Annotated in this window: 16 protein-coding genes; 12 read left to right on the top strand and 4 right to left on the bottom strand. The window is 46.5% G+C overall.

Translation table 11 applies throughout. The annotated features are described in order from the left end of the window. Positions 1–536: 536 nt before the first annotated feature. Positions 537–3,335: a Vgb family protein gene (locus tag QT974_RS12145; RefSeq protein ID WP_333468734.1), complete on the bottom strand. Its 2,799-nt coding sequence runs from the start codon at positions 3,333–3,335 to the stop codon at positions 537–539. A 210-nt stretch (positions 3,336–3,545) separates the two neighbouring features. Continuing rightward, positions 3,546–3,680: a hypothetical protein gene (locus QT974_RS12140; protein ID WP_333468733.1), complete on the bottom strand. Its 135-nt coding sequence runs from the start codon at positions 3,678–3,680 to the stop codon at positions 3,546–3,548. Positions 3,681–4,058: 378 nt separating this feature from the next. On the opposite strand from QT974_RS12140, the gene QT974_RS12135 reads away from it, so the two are divergent. The 7 genes from QT974_RS12135 to argH all read left to right on the top strand — a co-directional run bounded on the left by QT974_RS12135 (position 4,059) and on the right by argH (position 11,367). Next, positions 4,059–4,784 (top strand): DUF502 domain-containing protein, encoded by a 726-nt coding sequence (locus tag QT974_RS12135; RefSeq protein WP_333468732.1) that lies wholly within the window; start codon positions 4,059–4,061, stop codon positions 4,782–4,784. 71 nt (positions 4,785–4,855) lie between these two features. Beyond that, the gene (locus tag QT974_RS12130; RefSeq protein WP_333468731.1) at positions 4,856–5,074 is read left to right on the top strand and encodes a hypothetical protein; all 219 of its coding nucleotides are present in this window, start codon (positions 4,856–4,858) and stop codon (positions 5,072–5,074) included. A gap of 5 nt (positions 5,075–5,079) precedes the next feature. After that, positions 5,080–5,712 carry a transcription antitermination factor NusB gene (gene nusB / locus QT974_RS12125; protein WP_333468730.1) on the top strand — a complete coding sequence of 211 codons (633 nt, stop codon included), beginning with the start codon at positions 5,080–5,082 and terminating at the stop codon, positions 5,710–5,712. Between the two features lie 111 nt (positions 5,713–5,823). Continuing rightward, complete coding sequence (ftsY, locus tag QT974_RS12120) at positions 5,824–7,509, top strand: signal recognition particle-docking protein FtsY (RefSeq protein ID WP_333468729.1); 1,686 nt, start codon at positions 5,824–5,826, stop codon at positions 7,507–7,509. A 507-nt stretch (positions 7,510–8,016) separates the two neighbouring features. Further along, complete coding sequence (locus QT974_RS12115) at positions 8,017–9,507, top strand: PP2C family protein-serine/threonine phosphatase (RefSeq protein WP_333468728.1); 1,491 nt, start codon at positions 8,017–8,019, stop codon at positions 9,505–9,507. Next, on the top strand, positions 9,497–9,736 hold the full coding sequence (locus QT974_RS12110) for a hypothetical protein (protein WP_333468727.1): 240 nt from the start codon (positions 9,497–9,499) through the stop codon (positions 9,734–9,736). Before QT974_RS12115 ends, QT974_RS12110 begins: the two co-directional genes overlap by 11 nt. Positions 9,737–9,981: 245 nt before the next feature. Next, entirely contained in the window at positions 9,982–11,367 is a 1,386-nt protein-coding gene (argH, locus tag QT974_RS12105; protein ID WP_333468726.1) for an argininosuccinate lyase, read from the top strand. A 99-nt stretch (positions 11,368–11,466) separates the two neighbouring features. On the opposite strand, the gene QT974_RS12100 is transcribed toward argH, so the two are convergent. Then, positions 11,467–11,658 (bottom strand): hypothetical protein, encoded by a 192-nt coding sequence (locus QT974_RS12100; protein ID WP_194066729.1) that lies wholly within the window; start codon positions 11,656–11,658, stop codon positions 11,467–11,469. Between the two features lie 287 nt (positions 11,659–11,945). Between QT974_RS12100 and QT974_RS12095 the strand changes: the two genes are divergently transcribed. From QT974_RS12095 to QT974_RS12080, 4 genes are all read left to right on the top strand, one after another. Further along, complete coding sequence (locus QT974_RS12095) at positions 11,946–12,200, top strand: hypothetical protein (RefSeq protein WP_333468725.1); 255 nt, start codon at positions 11,946–11,948, stop codon at positions 12,198–12,200. 591 nt (positions 12,201–12,791) lie between these two features. After that, the gene (locus tag QT974_RS12090) at positions 12,792–13,247 is read left to right on the top strand and encodes an NUDIX hydrolase (RefSeq protein WP_333468724.1); all 456 of its coding nucleotides are present in this window, start codon (positions 12,792–12,794) and stop codon (positions 13,245–13,247) included. A 290-nt stretch (positions 13,248–13,537) separates the two neighbouring features. Next, positions 13,538–14,344, top strand: a complete 807-nt coding sequence (locus tag QT974_RS12085) for an alpha/beta fold hydrolase (protein WP_333468723.1) — start codon at positions 13,538–13,540, stop codon at positions 14,342–14,344. Positions 14,345–14,579: 235 nt separating this feature from the next. Continuing rightward, positions 14,580–15,806, top strand: a complete 1,227-nt coding sequence (locus tag QT974_RS12080) for an RNA-guided endonuclease InsQ/TnpB family protein (protein WP_333468722.1) — start codon at positions 14,580–14,582, stop codon at positions 15,804–15,806. Between the two features lie 721 nt (positions 15,807–16,527). Here QT974_RS12080 and QT974_RS12075 read toward each other — a convergent pair. Continuing rightward, positions 16,528–17,427, bottom strand: a complete 900-nt coding sequence (locus QT974_RS12075) for a pantothenate kinase (protein WP_333468721.1) — start codon at positions 17,425–17,427, stop codon at positions 16,528–16,530. A gap of 320 nt (positions 17,428–17,747) precedes the next feature. Here QT974_RS12075 and QT974_RS12070 point away from each other — a divergent pair, with 320 nt between their 5' ends. Next, positions 17,748–19,847 carry a GAF domain-containing sensor histidine kinase gene (locus QT974_RS12070; protein ID WP_333468720.1) on the top strand — a complete coding sequence of 700 codons (2,100 nt, stop codon included), beginning with the start codon at positions 17,748–17,750 and terminating at the stop codon, positions 19,845–19,847. Positions 19,848–20,074 lie beyond the last annotated feature (227 nt).

Here is a 20,074-nt window from a genome sequence, read left to right as displayed (position 1 = left end):
TTGAATGCGGTCATGCTTCGCCCCTACGGATATATTTGCCTTGCACCAGATGCACTTTAGGCAAGCTGGAAACCCATACAGAATAAGTCATGACCCATCTCAAATCTCATATTTCAAATCCTATGAGCGATCGATCTTAACCCAGAAACCGGGTTTTTGACCCATGTATGGCCCAGACTGCTTCATATCGACTGCCTGAAACATATCCATCTATCCCAAGATAGATTTTTGCAAACTCGCTTTAATTCATCAAGCCAGCTTGTTCAAACAATTATTTTTTTGACCACAACAGACAATTTAAATGCGTTTGTTCTGGATTCAAAAAAAGTCAGTTTCTACGTAACTTACTAAATCATACACCACCTTAGCAAGGAATGTATTCGCTGTCAATAATTGTCCACAAAAAATTCAATTATAGGTAAATAGGGTTAACTTAAGAACAATCTGACTGGCAAATAATGCCTGTATTGCCTATATAATCGCGAGGTAAAATTCGTCAGTCAAAAAACGTTAAGTTAACCGTATTAAATTAGACACTAAGCCAGCGACACAATACTAGCTCGTTCGTAAGGCAATCGGTTAGTCGGCAAAACCTCGATACTAATTTCCAGCGAATCCAAAGCCGGATTTTCGGCCAACAGCTTTTGCGTCAAATTCTTATTCATAAGCTCCCAGAAATCGGTTTCATTTGGATAATCAACCAAAAAATTGTCTATGCTTTTGTAAATCGGCACAAAGTCGGGATATTCAGCCTGCGTAATTCCTGCCTTGTACTGATACTTAACATCAATGTTCAGGTTATTCAAACCCTGGTGAGCGATCGAATAATTAGGAATCTTGAAATCCCACGCTTCGCCTAATTTACCATCTGTAGTGCGAGTAACGGTACTGCTGCGATCGTAAGGCAATTGGTTCGCCGGCAAAACATCCAAATCAACAGTCACAGAAGAAATTGTTGGATTTTCGGCAAGCACTTTTTCGGTCAAATTTTTGTTAACAATTTCCCAAAAATCAGTTTCGTTAGGATAGTTAACTAAAAAATTGTCTATGCTTTTGTAAATCGGCACATAATCGGGATACTGATAATTTTGAATACCCTCTTTGTACTGATAATTTACAGCAAAATTTAAGTTGTTTAACCCTTGATGGTTAATTGGGTAATTTGCCGCTGTAAAATTCCACTTCTGGGTCAGCTTACCATCGGAAGGAAAGAAAGCAATTCCTACCGGACGCTGTAGCTTGCTGTCGGGAGGAACAAAAATAGAACCGTTACTCGACAAAGCATTGCTCGATATTGGCAGCGGTTCGTTAGTCTTGCCATTGTACCGCAAAACCGCACCAACATTGTTAGCATTGGCGCGGTTGTCAAAGCCAATGGCAAACAAATTGCCGATCGGCGAAAATGCCAAAGCACCTAGATAATTGCTACTGGGGGAAGTATCAGTATAATTAGTAGATAAAACCTTAACCAACTCCCCACTTTTTAAATTATAGCGCCTGATATCGTTAGCAAAATCGCTCACATAAAGGTCGCCGTCAGCGGGCCCGATTGCCATGCCCAAAAGACTCACAAATCCCTGACTCCGAGGCGAAGGATCGGGGGAAGCAAAGATACTTGACTGCCCATTTTGCGGGTTGTAAACCAGCACCTGACTGGCGAAACCTGCGCTAAAATCAGCTTTGCCGTCACGAGCAACACTCCCCTGCGTTGTCACGTACAAATTGCCGTCAGGAGCAAACAGTAAATTGTTCGGCCCATTCAATCCTCCCGCTTGCTGATTCCCCGTTGCAAATACATCAATAAATTGTCCTGTTTTGCCATTGTATCTAAGGATTTTATCAGTCAAAAAACTGCTGACATAAAAATTACCGTCTGGGCCAAAAGCTAAACCGTAAGGACGAGACAATCCGCCACTTTCATCAGCAGTAGTATTCGGATTGTCGCCGACAAACTTGTCAATAAATCCACCACTAACTCCGTCATATCGCAATACGGCAGATGCTGTCGGTTGTCCGGAATTTCCTGGCTTGTCGCCACTGGCAATGTAAATGTCCGGCTGACCGTCGCCGTTGCCATCTGGGCCAAAAAGAATTGTATCTGGACTAGACAAACCGCCGCTTCCCGCTGGTATAAATTCGCCTAGAAGATTGCCCGTCTTGCCGTCAAACCGCAGCACATTATTGCTTTTGGTATTGCCAACGATGAAAGTTCCTTGAGGATTGCTGGGTTGAGTGCGAGTAACTTTGCTGGTGCGGTTATAGGGTAATGTTTGGCTTGGCAAAATGTTCAAATCGATCTTGATTGCTACCAAGCAAGAATTTTCATTGAGGATATTTTGAGTCAAGTTTTTATTGACAATTTCCCAAAAGTCTGTCTCATTGGGATACTTGGTTAAAAAGTTATCAATGCTCTTGAGAATTGACAGGAAATCGGGATATTCGTTTGGAGGAATCCCCGGTTTGTACTGGTAATCAACATCGAGATTGATCTTGTTCAATCCTTGGTGATTAATTGCGTAGTCTTTCAAGGAAAAGTTGCCATTTTCTTTGAGTTGACCGATACGACTGCGGAAAACTGTAGTTGCTCGTTCGTAGGGCAATCTGTTCGTTGGCAAAACTTCGAGTTGGATGGTAACATCGGTCAGTGCCGGATTTTCGTCTAGCACTTTTTGACTGAGATTTTTGTTAATATTTTCCCAGGTGTCGGTTTCGTTGGGGTAGTTAACTAGGAAGTTATCAATACTTTTGTAGATTGGCACAAAATCGGGATATTCATTTTTGGTAATTCCGGGTTTTAAGCCGCAACCAATTTTGATATTGAGGGTGTTTAAACCTTGGTGGTCGATGGTATAATTTGGGAAATTGAAAGCCAATTTTTCTGAAGGTAATCGCGCAGGAGTTCGGGATTGCGATCGCCCTGGCTCACCAACAGCATCACCCACAGCAAAATCCATCCCTGTAAGTTCGTCTCTCTGAACTTGGGTGGAGATATCGGTCTGGGATGTTAGACTGCGATCGAATTTAAGATTGTCGTCTGGTGAGTGCGGGAGCCGGAAGTCGGTGATTGGGTCAAAAAGGTCGTTAGCGAAGCCCTCGTAGAGGATCGCACTACCAGTCGCACCGGCAACCAAATCGGATGTTTGAGTCAAACCATAGCTGGTATCAAATAAAACATTCGTATCCCCGATCGCAATTTGGGTCAATCGATTTAGGCGATCCTCTACGAGGGCTTCGCTAACGAACTTACTGCCAAATAAGTCTGGTATTTCTGCTACAACACCCGCAATATTTCCCTGAAGAGGTTTTGCTTCAAACAGTCCGGCTGTATTCAACATAAGCTATTTTTGGCGAGATTTGCGCGATCGGATATAAATTTAACTATATTTTACGGTCTTTCAAAGAATAGTCAACCAATTTGAGATTTGAGATTGGAGATTTACTTGCAGAATTGAATTTGGGATTGTGAACTTTGGTGTAAATTTTTGTGCCCTTCCAATCAGGATTATACGTGGCACGGCATCCATTTTTTAGGGGAGTCAAATAGTTTAAGAAGTAGCTGGCATTTGAGAAACATTTAATCTAAAATCTCTCACCTTTCTCGATCGCACTTCTGACAAGTTATCAAAAAAGAGATTGTCCGATGGAAGCGGGCGCGATCGCGATACAATCACCACTGGCATTGTTCTAGCCCGCCCCATCCTAAAAATTCATCAATTGTGGAAGCAGCCCAAAAGCACTCTACAATAAACACCGCGACTCCCGCCGCCTCAACACAGCGATCTGATTGGTTGATTCCGAGCTAAAATGTCTTAAAATATACAATAGGGTGAGCTGTTGCACAGCCCGCATATATTAAAGTCAGGCGCTTTGCCTGCAATAATTCTTTAAAATATAGATACAGCACCGCCCATCCCTAACTCTTCCGCGCTCGGCAAGCGTAGGGTTTGGCAGCAGAGAAGACGATCCAAAATGGTCAATTCCAGTAAAGCCCGTGCAGTTGCTTTATTCTCAGGTTTATTCAGGTGATTGCAACCAGTTACGAGGAGATTTGAACCGCCGTGCTCCAACGCATTAAACAAGACTTAAAAAACGACCTGATCGCAGGTCTGCTGGTAGTGATACCCTTAGCTACCACCATCTGGCTGACAATTACCGTCGCCAGTTGGGTGATCAATTTTCTTACCAAAATTCCCAAACAGATTAATCCTTTTGACGGACTCCACCCGATTTTGGTCAACCTGCTAAATCTCTTAGTAGGGCTGGCTGTACCCCTGCTGAGCATTTTAGTCATTGGTTTGATGGCCCGCAACATCTTCGGGAAGTGGCTGCTAGACTTTGGCGAACGCCTCCTGCAGGCAATTCCCCTAGCTGGTTCGGTTTACAAAACTCTCAAACAACTGCTGGGAACAATCCTCAAATCTAATGACAAATTTCGCCGGGTGGTTTTGGTAGAGTATCCGCGCCGCGGAATCTGGACTTTAGCATTTGTGACCGGTACGATCGAGAGTAACGACATTCCGTCTCATCTTTCCGGCGAAAGCCCGATCGGCATTTTCATTCCCACTACACCCAACCCCACCACCGGATGGTACGCTATAGTCCCGGAAGCAGATGTCGTAAATTTGTCAATGTCGATCGAAGATGCCTTTAAAGTAGTGATCTCCGGCGGCATCGTCAACCCCAGCAACTCGGTTCCACTCACCGCCGACACTCTCCCGGGGAAAACACTCGAACCTTTGAGATCCGAATCAAGATACCAGCCTGTCCCGGTGGAAGAAGATTAAATCAAGACACACCAGCACTAAACTTTCCCAGTAACCGATAATATTTGTCAAAAACCTGCCCACAAACAATAGTGACTGAGGGCAGGTTTTTTGCGAGGTTTTCTGCTAAAGTCCAAGTCTATGCTTTCAACCAACGTCTCAGACCGATCGACCTATTGCTGCGATCGCCAGCCCGCAGAGGCGAAGCAATCGCAACATCTGTTTTTGGGCGCGATTTGCATCCAAGCCTGAACCAGCAGGCCCGCAATCTCAAAAATTCCGAAATTCCTAAAATCCCAATTCCTATCTAAAAAATATGAAAAAAGCACGCGAAACAGCACGCGAACTCGCACTCCTCGGCATCAGCCAACTCCCGACTAATCCAGAACTCTTAGAAGCCAAGAAACTCCAAGATGTTCTCCTCGCAGCCATCCGCACCCTGACTACAGAAGTTCAAGAATCCCTAGAAGCAGCAGCATCGGAAGTACAGCGAGGTAGCGACAAACTCCTGGCTAGCGAAATCCGTGCTGCTGATATACAAAGTGCTAGAGCGATGGTGCGCGAAGCACTCGAACTCACCCAAACGGCGATTAACCGTCTCGGTTCATCGATGGAGTTTCCAGAACTGCTTCAGCTTGCTAACCAGCAAGATGTCCGCAGTTATGCTTTGCAAATCTTGACGAAAGTCAGCGCCAATCGCGTTCAAATCGACGAATTGCTCTCCGAAGCCCTCGTAGACTGGCAAATCGATCGGCTTGCCCGGATCGATCGAGATATCATGAGAATCGCGATCGCCGAAATCCTCTATCTCGGTTTAGCCGAACAAGTCAGCGTCAGCGAAGCCGTCCAACTCGCCAAACGTTACAGCGGCGACGATGGACATCGGTTTATCAACGGAGTCCTCCGCCGAGTCGTCGATAAAATCAATGCAGAAGTTGTCAGTCAGTAGTCCTGCCGCCAGCAGTCATTAGTCATTAGTGATTGGCAATCCACAATCCGCTCTACACTAGGGACTGAGGACTAATGACTAATAACTATTCTCTATTCCCCATTTACTTCTATGGTTTTTAATTGGTTTCGTCGCCAGTATAGCGAAAGCGGATCTTCTGAACCAGAAACTCCCCCCGAAGGGCCCCAAGATGAGGCGGCACAATCCGCACCGGTTGAGCCTCAAACAGATGCAGCAGTTGAGCAAACTTCCCCCGCTGTAGCTGAGGATTATCTCAATTGGGCCAAAGCTGCTTACAAAAATATTCAAAAACAGCAAAAACCTGAAACAGAAGTTGCCCAGACAGCAGCCGAAACAGCAGTTGTAGAAGTTGCAGCAGCCGTACCAACTGTTGCAGAAGTTGCAGAAGTTGCAGCAGCACAGCAGGATGAATCTACCGAAGGTCAAGAAATAGATGCAGCTAACCCGGTAGAGATTCCCGAACCTCTGCCACAAACAGCCGAGTCGGTAGAGCAGCCGCTGGTTGCTCAAAAATTAGAAGTTACAGCAGAAAATATAGCAATTGCCCAACCTGCAACTGAGCTGGCAGACACAGAATCGATCGCCTCTGAGGACTCCGCAGCCGAAGCCCTGCCGTTTTGGGCCCGAGCTCAGGCCGATCGCATGGATCGCATCGAACGCCTCAAGGAAACCGCCCTAGAAGAACCAGAAGTCATCGCCAAGGCCGCCGAAAGAGCCGCAATAATCGAAGAAATTCCCGGTTTTGCCTTTGACGAAGGCTTCCTTTGGTCATCGGAAATCCTAGCTAGTCAAGGCCGCCGCCCAGATCAAGTATCCGCAGAGGAAATCAGTTGGTTGCAAAAACTGCGCAAAGGTTTAGAAAGAACTCGCCGCAGCTTAATTAATCGACTAAAGGCGATCGTCGGTCAAGGCCCGCTCAATCAAGATGCAGTAGCCGAAATTGAGACTTTGCTCCTACAAGCCGATGTCGGAGTCGCAGCCACCGACATCATTATTAGCCGCCTCCAAGAAAAACTCAAACAAGAAGTCTTGCCGCCAGAACAAGCTCTAGCCTTTCTCAAAAGCATCCTGCGCGACATTCTCGACGCTCCGACAGCCGAAACAGCCGCCGGCAATCCCGCCTACAGCCTGACTTTTGCCCCGGAAAAAGACACCTTTAACATCTGGTTAATTGTCGGAGTCAACGGTGCGGGCAAAACTACGACGATCGGCAAACTAGCCCACATCGCCCAAAAATCCGGCTACAAAACCCTGATTGCGGCCGCCGACACTTTCCGCGCCGCCGCCGTCGAACAAGTCAAAGTTTGGGGTTCCCGCAGCGGCGTCGAAATTATTGCCAATGAGGGGAAAAATACAGATCCTGCTGCTGTCGTGTTTGATGCGATCGCCGCCGCCAACGCCCGAAGCACAGAACTTTTGATCGTAGACACCGCAGGCCGCCTGCAAAACAAAAAAAATCTGATGGACGAACTCAGTAAAATCCGTCGCATTGTAGATAAGAAAGCCCCTGACGCTACCGTAGAATCTCTACTGGTATTGGATGCCACGCTAGGTCAAAATGGTTTGCGACAGGCAGAAGTGTTCGCAGAATCTGCCAAATTAAGCGGAGTAGTATTGACAAAACTCGATGGTTCTGCTAAAGGTGGTGTTGCCCTAGCAGTAGTGCAGCAATTAGGTCTGCCGATCCGGTTTATTGGAGTCGGGGAAAGCATCGAAGATTTGCGCCCGTTTTCTAGTTACGAATTTGTGGAAGCCCTACTCGATTTTAGATTTTAGATTTGAAATTTTAGATTGATGAGGTATCTGTAGCTGTCCAGATTTTTTGAGATTGATACAGAGCTTCAAAATCCTAAATCCTTAACCTTGAGCTACCATCGCAGGACTTGTGCGCCCACGCCCGCGATCGAGTCAAAACTCAAAATCTAGAAACAATACCTTCGTTCAGTTATTGCTTGCTTGCGATCGTCGAAACCCGATCCATTGATGTCAACTTTAACTGCGAATGTAGTATCAGTCTGCTATCTGATTGCACAGTCTTCCCGATCGCCCCTAGCCCCCCTTAAAAAAGGGGAACCCGAAAGGGTCAAAGTCCCCCCTAAAAGGGGGGTGCGAGGGCGATCGGGCAAGAGGCTATAAACGAGATTTATTCAGGATTTCAGACTGAAGTTGATAGCAATTCCCTACTGCCCAACCTACTTGCTAGAAAAAAACCGGGTTTCTGGTCAGGTGGCGCGTAATTCCTCAATCAATCATCTTCCGTCTCAGATCGAAAATCACACAAAAATGACTGCTGTGCCTTTGCCTCGCCCCTCACCTCAACCTGCTGACCGCCCTGCGGGTCGCAATTCTACCGACGCGACGCCAGTATTTGCCCTCAAAGAACTGGTGGCGCGCTTGCACCGATACCAGCACAACGTTCAAGATATGTTGGGTTCGCTCTCGTTTGCGCTGCGCAGTTTTAACAATCTCAACCAATTTTTGGAGTTGGTGCCTTTGGTAGCAACTCGCGTTACCGACGCCGACGGGGGAGCTCTTGTGCTCTTCAAACCCAACGGTCAAGTTCGGTTCCAGCAGTTGCACTGTCAGGAAGGACGGCAGTGTCAAGATATGCGCAAAGCGCTGGAAATAGCCACCAGGCAAGCTACAGCAGGTGCGGGCGCGGCGGCTGGCGAATCTTTTTCCGAAACCTCGGATCAAACTTCAAGTCTCGACTCGCAAGTGGGTCGTTATTTGGGCCCGGATGTTCATTTGTTTGGCGCGCCAATTTTAGTCAAGAATTTGGAACGCGGACGGCTTTATGTTTTTAGCAGCGACCCACAATATATCTGGACTCCGGGAAGGCAGAAATTAGTTCGGTTGGTGGCAGATCAAACTGCTGTTGCTATCTGCAAGGACGAACTTACTGCTAAGTTGGCTGAAAAAGAACGCTTGGACAGAGAGTTAGAAATCGGGGCAGAAATTCAACTGCGGCTGCAACCCCGCAGTTGTCCAAAAATTCCCGGTCTTGATGTGGCCGCCCGCTGCCAAACCGCTAGCAGGGTTGGTGGCGATTATTATGATTTTATTCCTGCTGACTATGACCCGATCGGCAAGGAAGATGAGGGGGAAAACCCCCCATCCCTAATAAAAAATCTCAAGTCCAAAATCGACAAGGGTCGCTGGAGCATCGTGATCGGCGACGTGATGGGCAAAGGCGTACCGGCAGGCCTGCTGATGACGATGACACGGGGTATGCTGCGGGCGGAGGTTTTGAACCGCCACTCGCCTGCGAGAATTTTGCAACATTTAAACCGGGTAATGCACGCGGATTTGGAGAACTCCCACCGTTTTGTGACTTTGTTTTATTCGGAGTACGACCCGAAAACTCGCGTTTTGTCCTACAGCAATGCTGCTCACCACCCGCCTTTGCTGTGGCAAGCTGCAACTAATTCGATCGTCCGCCTCGATACTTTGGAGGGAATGTTAATTGGCTTGGATGCCGATTCGCACTACCAAGAAGCTCAGGTGCAATTGCAGCCGGGAGATACTATTATTTATTACACCGACGGATTTACTGATGCTGCTAATCAAAGGGGCGATCGCTTTGATGAGGATAATTTGACGGCGGCTTTTCAGTGGGCTTGTCAAAATTATCAGCAGTCTGAGGAAATTTTGGATTATTTGTTCGATCGGGTGCACCAGTTTATCGGCATCGGCAACCGCAATGAAGATGACATGACACTTGTCGTGCTTAGGGTAACACTTTCAACAGGAGACAATCACCATGATAGTTAATTTAATGCCAGAAATTATTGCTGGATTTACCAATTCGATTCATTGGCATGATGTCGTTAATTTGTTAGTTGTCAAATCTCATTTGAGTTCGACTGTGGTTTTGGGTCAAAGCTACGACATTTTTACGAATTTTCAGAAAGCTTGGAATAATTTTGTTTCGACTGGTCAAATAGGAGCTTTTGTTATAGGTATATTTATCGGCTGGTTCATTAAAGGGATTATGCCTTAGATTTTTCGGCCCAGGGGCATCAGGAAGATAGTTAAAAAGTTCCGTGTCAGGACTTCAGTTCTTTCTGATGCAGTAAAATATTAATAATTTTGTAGTCAGGACTTCAGTTTTTTAGCGGTCAATACAGGTATAAAAAGCGCAGGACTCAAGCCCGATGCTGTAAACCGGAGGACTCAAGTCCGATGCTGCGAACCGGTTTTTATAGACTTCTGCAAGAGAGATATAATTTAGTTTTACTTTCAGCAATGACCACACAACAGAAAACTTGGAGTCAAAGATTTGAATCGGCGCTGCACCCGGCGATCGCCCGATTTAATGCTAGTATCGGCTTCGATATGGAATTGATCGAGTATGACTTGACGGGTTCTGTCGCTCATGCTAAAATGCTCGCCAAAACTGGGATTATTTCAGAAGCAGAAGGCGAGCAGTTAGTCAATGGTTTAGAACAAATTCGTCGCGAATACCGCCAAGGTATGTTTGTTCCCGGAGTAGATGCAGAAGACGTTCACTTCGCTGTAGAGAAGCGGCTGACAGATCTGGTGGGGGATGCAGGGAAAAAGCTGCACACGGCAAGATCGCGCAACGACCAAGCAGGCACGGATACTCGCTTGTATTTGCGCGATCGCATCGCGGAAATACGCGAGCAATTGCGGGAATTTCAAGAGGTGTTGCTGGAAATTGCCGAGCTTAACGTTGAAACTTTAATCCCAGGTTACACGCACTTGCAGCGCGCTCAGCCGATTAGTTTGGCTCATTACCTGTTAGCTTATTTTGAAATGACCGATCGCGATTGGGAACGCCTCGGGGAAATATCGAAGCGGGTGAATGTTTCGCCTTTGGGTTGCGGGGCGCTGGCTGGGACGACTTTCCCGATAGACCGACATTATACCGCAGAACTCCTGGAGTTTGAGAAGGTTTATGCTAATAGCTTAGATGGAGTGAGCGATCGAGATTTTGCGATCGAATTTCTGGCAGCCAGCAGCTTGATTATGGTACACCTGAGCCGTTTGTCAGAAGAAATGATTTTGTGGTCTTCTCACGAATTTGGATTTATTACGCTCAAAGATAGCTGCGCTACAGGTTCTAGCATCATGCCCCAGAAAAAAAATCCCGACGTGCCGGAGTTGGTGCGGGGCAAGACGGGGCGGGTGTTCGGTAACTTGCAAGCCTTACTGGTAGTAGTGAAGGGACTGCCTTTGGCCTACAACAAGGATTTGCAAGAAGATAAAGAAACTTTGTTCGATAGCGTCAAAACAGTACAGGGTTGCTTGGAAGCAATGACGATTTTGCTGCGGGAAGGAATCGCGTTTAACAGCGATCGCCTCGCCGCGGCGGTTACCGAAGACTTTTCTAACGCCACAGACGTAGCAGACTATTTGGCTGCTAAAGGCGTTCCCTTCCGGGAAGCTTACAACCTCGTGGGCAAAGTGGTTAAAACTTGCCTGTCGGGGGGCAAACTCCTCAAAGATTTGACACTTGAGGAGTGGAAAGACTTGCACCCAGCTTTTGATACAGACATTTACAGCGCGATCGCACCTCAGCAAGTGGTGGCGGCTCGCAATAGTTACGGGGGTACCGGATTTGAACAAGTGAAAAAATCACTGATTGCTGCGCGCGATCGGATCGCCTAAACACCGTTAAATTTTCCGACAAATTCAGGCTGGCTATCTCTCCTTAGAACGATCGTGTTGTCCACTGTGGTTCTCACGGAGGCAGATAGCCTGACTCAGTTACTCTTCAGCAGCAGCCATATCTTTGTCCCGTCCGCCGCCGCTCATGGCGCCCATGCCGCCGCCGTTGCCGCCGTCAAATCGTCTTCTCTTGTTGGAGAACATATCTTGATTTCTCCGCTTGCGAAACTTGCGAGCGTATGCTTGATTTCGTTGTGCCTTCTCTTTCTTGAGATTGCGGCGCTTAGCCATTATGACCTCACTAATAAACATTGACATTCCCCAAACTTTCGTTGAGGGGATTCTTAAGGATAAACTTTTTTTCGGGATAAATCCGCAAAAAATTTGATTCTTAAAGGCGCTGTCAGTGAACCGCGGCTCGCTCTCTCAGCCATTGAGGCTGAGTTTTTGGCAAACCATTGACATTCAAATTGTATCTTGTTGCACAAGTTTGATTCGCTCGCGCCGACTGGTCGTTCCCGAACTTCATCGGGTTCGATGCTAGCGATCGCCGATCGCTTGGGGATTTCCAGTGCGGGATGGCCACTTTTGACCGGCGCTTAGAGCGAGTTGTTTTAGATGCAGTGGTAAATTATATCAGATTTGAGCAGCTTTTGCTCGAATTTTACCAGATGACAAATTATCCTCAATCGCCCGAAGGCAGATCCTGGCTTCGGGGGATTGAGGCTGCGGGCAATGCAGTCAGCCTCGGGTGGCAACATCGCAGGTGGCTGCGGGTGTTGCAGGCGCCAAAAAAATATGGATCGAGAATTTACCAGAAAGAATTGGTTTAAAGCCCTCGCGCCCGATCGGGATCAATTAAAATCAGACAATTCATTACTCCAATCCTCGGACTTTTAGGTAGGGATTGCACAAAAGTGTACCTAGTGGAAAAACGAGGCTACACAGCTTGAAAAATAGTAAGTTTATTGCTAAATTCTCAAATGCAAGCCAGAGACAAACAACCAAGGTGCAAGGGTTTTGAGCCTCTATAATCCTATAACTTGCACCCTTTGTAGAGCTGAATAAAGCTTGAACCCCTTATCTGGTCGGCTTTCAACTTTTATTCAGCAAGCCCTAAGTAGAGGTCGCCCTCAACTGTCAACCCTTCGGCTACGCTCAGCTTCCGCGTAGTCGAAGCTCAGGGCGAGCCCTCAAGCGGTCAACTGAAAGGCATCACTCGATCTATCCAAGAGCGATCGCCCCTGATGGTAGGATTGAAAAGATTTATCGCTTGCATCAAACCAGAATCTCACGCAGCGCAGATTTTAGCAGGCTTGCTAGATGTCTGGGCTGAATGAAAAATTCAAAATTCTGACTGTGCAAGCTGAGAACTCGCAGACCTGAAATTAGTTTCCTCTCTCTTTCACAAGTTTTTGAGTTAAATGCTTAGATTGTGGCAAATTGTACAAACTGTGCTGGGGCTGATTTTTCGCCATCCCGTCACTGGTACCGCGGTGATTCCGGTATTACCTGACGGGCGTATTGTCCTGATTCGCCGCCGCGACAACGGTCGTTGGGGATTGCCAGGAGGTATGGTGGATTGGGGAGAAGATATTCCGACGACAGTGCGGCGGGAGTTGGCAGAGGAAACAGGACTCGATTTAGTCAAAATTCAGCGCTTGGTGGGCGTTTATTCGGCTGCCGATCGAGACCCTCGACTGCACTCGATTTGTATCGTAGTGGCCGCAGAGGTGCAGGGCAATATGCAAGTTCAGGATCGGCTAGAAATCAGCGAGGTGGAGGCTTTTTTGCCCGCCGCGATGCCGCAGGGCCCGCTCAGCCACGATAACGACCAGCACTTGCAGGACTATTTTCAAGGTCTGACAACTTTGGCTTAAATTGTCGTCCAAATTTGAGCCAAATCGGGAATTAGGTCGCCAAAGCGTCGATTTGAGATTTTACATTTTTGATTTGAGATTGACTTCAAAGACGCAATCTGGGAACTTCAACCTTAGTCGGAAATTGGGAATTATCCTCGACTCCAGTCGGAAAGCAAGTATCCGTTTTTGGGCGAAGCCAAAAGTTTCTAGTTACTAAATGTGAAATTAATGGTTAATTTTTCCATGCTTTAATTGACAAGTTCTGAACATTAAATTAATCATCTTTTTATTGCTGAATATTTAAACGGATGTACTCACAGCTACGCAATTCTCGGATCAAACTCTCTGTAGGGCAAATCTTTTGGCGCGAAATCGGTCAAGGCCCAAGTTTAGTATTTTTGCACGGTTCTTGGAACGACGGTACTCAGTGGCTCAGGACGATCGAACTTTTGAATTCCAACTACCAATGCTTTGCACCGGATTTATTGGGGTTTGGAGACTCGGAACGCCCGAACGTTCATTATTCGATCGACCTGGAAGTAGAATGTCTCGCCCAATACCTGGATACTTTGAAGCTGCGACAGGTTTATTTAATCGCCCACTCTGTAGGTGGCTGGGTTGCCGCCAGCTACGCGATCAAATATCCCGATCGAGTTCAGGGCTTGGTATTGTTAGCCCCTGAAGGCGTCCAGGTCGGTCACCGACGGGCGCGGTGGCAGACTGCTAGGTGGCTGATTGCTAAACCTCCGCTGGCTTATTGGTTGTTGCGATCGATCTATCCCATTGCTAAACTGTTGGGCGCCAAAAACAAAATCGATCGACTGTTCGAGTTCAGACAGCAGTTGATGCAGTCCCCAGTTGCGGTGCAGTTGCTATTGGGGCGACGGCGGGCGGAAATTACAGCCGAGTTAGTTGATGAGAATTTGCCTTTGCTCAAAGCGCCTGTTTTGGTGTTGCACGGTGCCGAAGATAGCCTCGCAGCTTTGTCTCTTTGTCAATCCTATGCTGCTCTGGCTCCTAATGCCGAACTGCAATCAATCAGTCCCGGAAAAAGCAATTTGCCGCAGGAAGTCCCGGAGCTGGTTGCTAAGTACATTCGCGAATTTGCTAAATGAATCGGGGATTGGTCATGGGGAATTGGGAATTAGCAAATTCGGCGGGAAGCCCCGCGCTTTACCTGTACAATCCGTGAGCGTCGGGATGAAAGCCAGGGCGGTAACGAATTGACCCCTTAACCAAAGTAAGAGCGAAGCTATACGAGGGCTTGGGTTCGATGAGGAAGCGCCACACTCTCACAACTCACCACGCAGTATACTTATCAACAATCTTAATTTATGCTAAAATAGCGGTATGTTAACAGCCACAAAGGTACGAATTTATCCAACTGACGAGCAGGCTATCCAGTTGTCCAAAGACTTTGGCGCAACTCGATGGCTGTGGAATCAATCGCTTTTTGTGATGTCCCAGACGTACAAAGAGACGGGTAAAGGCGTATCGGCTTATGACATGAAGAAACGGATACCGGAACTGAAGAAAGAATTTGAATGGCTGAAAGAGACTTACTCTCAATGTCTTCAACAGTCGATTCTGAATCTCTCTCAGGCGTTCCAAAACTTCTTTGAAGGACGGGCGAAATATCCCACGTTCAAAAGCAAGTTTGACCGTCAATCGGTGCAGTACCCCGCCAATGTCCAGATTAAAGGTGAGGCATCGATTAAGTTTCCCGGTAATTTGGGGATTGTGAAAGCCAAGATTCACCGAGAATTGCCCGATAGCAAGCTCAAAACGGTAACGGTTTCTAAGACCCCAGACGGGCGCTACTATGCCTCTCTACTCATGGATGATGGCATTGCTAAACCTGAAATCACGAGTGAGGGAAAAGCGGTTGGCATTGATTTGGGACTAATTGATTTTGTTGTCACGTCAGACGGCTCCAAGTTCCGCAATCCTAAACACCTCAAGAAACACGCCAAGAACCTAAAACGCAAACAGCAAAAGCTGTCTCGGAAAGTGAAAGGCAGCAATACTCGTGAAGCGGCGCGGAGAATGGTTGCCAAGGTACACAGCAAAATCACACGAGTCAGAGAAGATTTTCTCCACAAACTATCTCGCAAGCTAGTCAACGAAAACCAAGTTGTGGTGGTGGAAAATCTGGCAGTCAAAAACATGGTGAAGAATCACACCCTCGCGAAAGCCATCAGCGATGCTGGCTGGGGTAAGTTCTGCACGATGTTGAAGTACAAAGCGGAGTTTGACGGGAAGACTTATCTCGAAGTAGACCGGTTCTTCCCGTCGTCTCACCTCTGCTCAAACACGCTGCTGCAAATCCCGAAAATGGCTCTCTCTGTGCGTGCGTTTGACTGCTCTCACTGCGGTCAGAGGCATGACCGGGACGTGAATGCAGCAATCAACATCAGAAATGAAGGCTTGCGATTATTGGCGTTGGGAATCAGCGCTACTGCCAATCGAGGGAGTGTAAATCCAAAAGGTTCTGGACGTAAAAAATCCACCAACTCAGAGGTTTCTCCCGTTGAAGTTGGAAGCCCGCGCTCTATGCGTAGCATGAGCGTCGGGTAATTCACCAATTCGTAATTATATCAAGTCCGATCGATTAACCGCACTCGCGATGGGTTCGCGCGTGCCCAGGCAAGTCCGCTCACTTGCTGCCAACTTTCGGGAACACGCAGGCGCTATTTTTGTTACGGTAATCGACCGGACAGGATATTAGTCATTGCCGATCGCTCCTGATTTTTTGTTGAGGACTTATCCAAAGAAACCGAGTCTTTTGTAAAAATTCTCGGTTCCTCGCCCTGATACGAAAAAACCGATTTCTGGCAACCGGGCGTCCGCGCGCAACTGTTATTGTCTTGCCATTCTCACTTCCACGATCGTTGTTATTTAGGGATAATTGGTAACACTCAAAATTCCACCCACTAATCAGCTATTTTACATTTAAATTGTGCGTCAACAATCAATGCAAGTATTTTGGGATATCGATCGATCCTAGCTGGTTCCAAACAGGCGAGTTATATCAATTTCGGTTGTACCGTCAGGTGATTTAACCGCTGTTGACGCTCTTGACACAGAGAGAAAGAAGAGTGATGAATGATTCCTCGGATTGACGTAATTGATATTAAATAGAGCGCGGCTTACCAAGTACAAAAATAATCCAACAGCAGGCACCTATTTTCAAGACTTATAGAATTAGTAATTAGTAATTTTTCAATCTCAAACCTCAAAATTATTCCCTCGCTAATTGTCAGCCAGCGCAGTCGAATAAAATCGAATAATCTCAAATTTAAAATTGTATGATTCCCCAAAAAAGGGCTTGTGGTGCGTCAATTATGGAGCAAGCCGTATCGGGAAATATAGCGGTGAGGTATTGCAATAGCAAAGTTCCATCGCCCCCAGTGACGGCAATTTTGCTATTAGGAAACAAATGCAACCAATGTTCAATAAAATCCTTAACTGCTGCCACCACCGCATACACAACTCCGCTTTGAATTGCACCCACAGTATCCGTAGCCCAGCGATGCGGCAAATTTTCTGGTAAGCTGACTGAGGGTAATTGACCAGTTCTTTTTCCCAGGGACGACAACTGTAAACCCAAACCCGGTAAGATGGCGCCCCCAACTAGATACCTATTGACATTAGCCCCAGTAAATGTTAGAGCTGTACCAGCATCTATAAGTAAAACTGGCCAACCAAATTGGTTGCCAGCACCCAGTAAAGCCAAAGCTCTATCAATTCCCAGGGTTGGATAGAGCCCGCCGATCGGCAACTGGTCTAAGGTAATAATTTGAACTTCAGGATAACTCTGCCAGATTGCTGTTTGCTGAGGAACAACTGATGCCAAAACTAGAGGTAGTGGCATTAAAGAAGGTATGTGAGGATGAGAAACAGTGGGAGTAGCACGAACATCAGGGAGATGGCTAGCAGATATTTGGTCGATCGACCTCATGACTGTTTGCACCAGATATTCGGCTTTTTCTGCCTTGGAGAGTTGGGAAACAGCATCAGCTTTGAGATGCTCTGTATCCCATGTTTTATCCAGAGTTTTGCCCGCAAATAGTGCCCAGTGCAGTCGCGAATTGCCGATCGCTAAACCTATTTTCATCTCACCTTTACCTGTCAATCCAGGTGTAACGTTGTCAGTGCAAGCTGGCGGGCGAAAATTATCGCCAATTGGGTTTTCCATGTCTGTCGATCGAGCGCGAGCGCTAACATTGAACTAAAGATAGATTTTAGATTAATTTTATCCGCTTAACCTAGCGGGTAACTCTAATTGACATCTGACCAACTTTAATGGTGCGTGCCTAATTAGTATGGTCGGTTACAGAGTGGATAATTTATATTTATAAATATTTGTAAACCAAATAATTGCTATGCTCAGGCTGCATCCTTTATAATGTATTAAGATTCCCAAAGCGCTGGTAACTGCGATCGGGTTCTTGGCGGGGTAAGCACAGATCGAAACAACCAGACTCTATCAAAATACTGCAAAATAACTGAGTAAATATGTCTTTAAAGATACACCAACAAAAAAATACCTCGCCCAGAGCTAATTCCGGGTTGCGTGAACCTGAAAATTGGAGGCTGGAAGAAAGTCTTTCGCTGCCGGAAATAGACCAACAAAAAGCCCTAATCGTGCAAATGCAGCAGCAAGTTCAGCTATCACAGTTGCTGAACGAAATTAATAACGAAATTCGCAGCACCCTTGATATTGAACAGATTTTAACATCGGCTTGCCGGTTGCTGGGGCAAGCGCTACAGTGCAGCCGCGCGAGTATTTTAGTTAAAGAATCTAATACAGAAAAAACTTTAGTCACCCGTGGAGAGTATAACGCGGGGGATTATCCGATCCAATTGGGGATGAAAGTACCGATGTCTGACAATCCGCATTTGACAGCAGTGGTGGCTGCGCAAGAGTCCCTAGCAGTGACGAAGTTTCTCGATTTTCCCGGGTTGAACGCACAAACTCGAAAAATTGCCGAGGCTTTGGAAATTCAGTCAATGCTGGCTGTTGCTACTCGCTATCAAGGTGAAGTGAATGGGATAATTGGTTTGCATCAGTGCGATCGCGAACGGGAATGGACTCATTGGGAACGGCAACTTTTAGAAGGGGTAGCATCGCAACTGGCGATCGCGATCAATCAAGCCAAACTCTACAGCAAAACCCGCCATCAAGCCGAACGAGAATCGCTGTTGCGCCTGATCGGCAACCAAATTCGCAGTACCCTGGATCTGGGAACTATCCTGCAAACAGCGGTGAGGGAAGTCCGGCAAGTGTTGCAGTGCGATCGAGTAATTATCTACCAATTTGAAGACAACTGGCAAGGAAAAGTTGTCGTTGAAGATATGACGATTCCTTGGCCTTCTATTTTAGGAGATATGGGGGCAGATAAGTGTTTTAGGGGAGATTATGCCGATCTTTACCAGCAAGGGCGAGTGAAAGCAATTAATGATATTTTTAATGCAGGTTTAGAGTCTTGTCACGTTGATTTCTTAGACAGTTTGCAAGTAAAAGCTAATCTGATCGTACCAATTGTTACCTCCAGAAGCGAACAAAATTCAGTTTCTACAGACACAAGTTCTCATTTCAAATTTCCCGGTAAACTCTGGGGTTTGTTGATTGCTCACGAGTGCCACGATACGCGGAACTGGCAGCAGCAAGAAATGGAGTTGCTGTCGCAGCTAGCCGATCAAATGGCGATCGCCATTCAACAAGCAGAACTTTACAGCAAAGTCCGAGAAGCTGCGGTCAAATCTCAGGCTCAAACCCAGCAATTGCAAGCCGCCATGCAAGAATTGCGATCGACTCAACAGCAATTGATTCAAACCGAAAAAATGTCTGGATTGGGACAAATGGTGGCCGGAATTGCTCACGAAATTAACAACGCCAACAATTTTATCCACGCTAACTTGTTTCACGCTCAAGAATATTTTAAAGTTTTGAATGAAGCTCTGCAAATTTCGGGAACAGCCTGTCCCGAAGCAGCGGAAGCAATTGTCAGAATCAATGAAGAATTAGAACTGGATTACATTCGAGAAGACTTTGGTAAACTGCTCAATTCGATGCGGGAAGGCAGCGGTAGAATTCGCTCGATCGTCACGACGCTGCGAAGTTTTTCTCGTTTAGACCACGCTGAATTTAAAGCTGTCGATTTGCATGAAGGTTTGGAAAGCAGTTTATTGATGCTGCAAAATAAGCTGAAAAAACATATTAAAATTGACAAACAATACGGAAATTTGCCACGAATCAAATGTCATGCAGGTCAAATCAACCAAGTATTTTATAATTTAATTGACAATGCTTTAGATGCGATCGACTCAGCCGACAAACCGGGAGAATTAACCATCCGCAGTTGGCAAAGCGAGCCGGACTGGGTAACAATCTCTGTCCGCGATACGGGAAATGGCATTCCGGCGGACATTCAAGACAAGATTTTCGATCCGTTTTTTACGACTAAACCTGTGGGAAAAGGTACGGGCTTAGGGCTTTCGGTGTGCTATCAGGTAATTGTACAAGCTCACGGCGGCCGGATTCGGTGCGTCAGTCAGGTTGGCGAAGGAACTGAATTGATTGTGGAGTTGCCACTTACTAATCAGAAGGGATAAGATTGGTGATATTATTTCCTCCGGGAACTCCCACAATAAAATTCGATCGTTGGCCCCTACGTCACAACACTTCAGAGAGTTTCAGACCCCCCCGTATGAGCGGCTAGAAACCCGGTTTTTACGAGTTTTTTGTTCGGAACGATAAATAGACAAGATTGCATAAGTCTTCTTTTCGATACAGAAACCGCAGATGTCTGACAGATAAACACAGATAAACGCAGATAATT

This window comes from Microcoleus sp. BM001215392 (assembly GCF_036700185.1).
Taxonomy (GTDB): domain Bacteria; phylum Cyanobacteriota; class Cyanobacteriia; order Cyanobacteriales; family Microcoleaceae; genus Microcoleus.
The sequence above is the reverse complement of the archived record's forward strand: the minus strand, read 5'-3'. Positions and strand labels throughout refer to the sequence as shown.